1 protein-coding gene is annotated in these 241 nt (G+C 43.2%); it reads left to right on the top strand.

Annotated elements, in window-relative coordinates; all coding sequences use genetic code 11:
• Positions 1 to 241, top strand: a 241-nt coding sequence (locus tag RYX56_RS24830) for an AAA family ATPase (protein WP_317124449.1), incomplete at both ends; no start/stop codon positions are given.

Below are 241 nucleotides of genomic sequence, written 5' to 3'. Positions count from 1 at the left end.
AGAACAAACGGGAATTATTTTTATCGATGAGATTGATAAAATTGCCAGCCGAAACGCTGGCGGTTCATCTGCTGATGTTTCGAGGGAAGGGGTCCAAAGGGATATCTTACCGGTGGTAGAAGGGTCAACGGTTGTAACAAAATATGGTCCTATCAAAACTGACCATGTATTGTTTATCGCTGCAGGTGCCTTCCATATAGCAAAACCTTCAGATTTAATCCCTGAACTTCAAGGCCGTTTG

It is taken from the genome of Alkalihalophilus lindianensis, from assembly GCF_032843265.1.
Lineage (GTDB): Bacteria > Bacillota > Bacilli > Bacillales > Bacillaceae_D > Alkalihalophilus > Alkalihalophilus lindianensis.
This window is presented reverse-complemented; position numbering and strand designations above follow the sequence as displayed.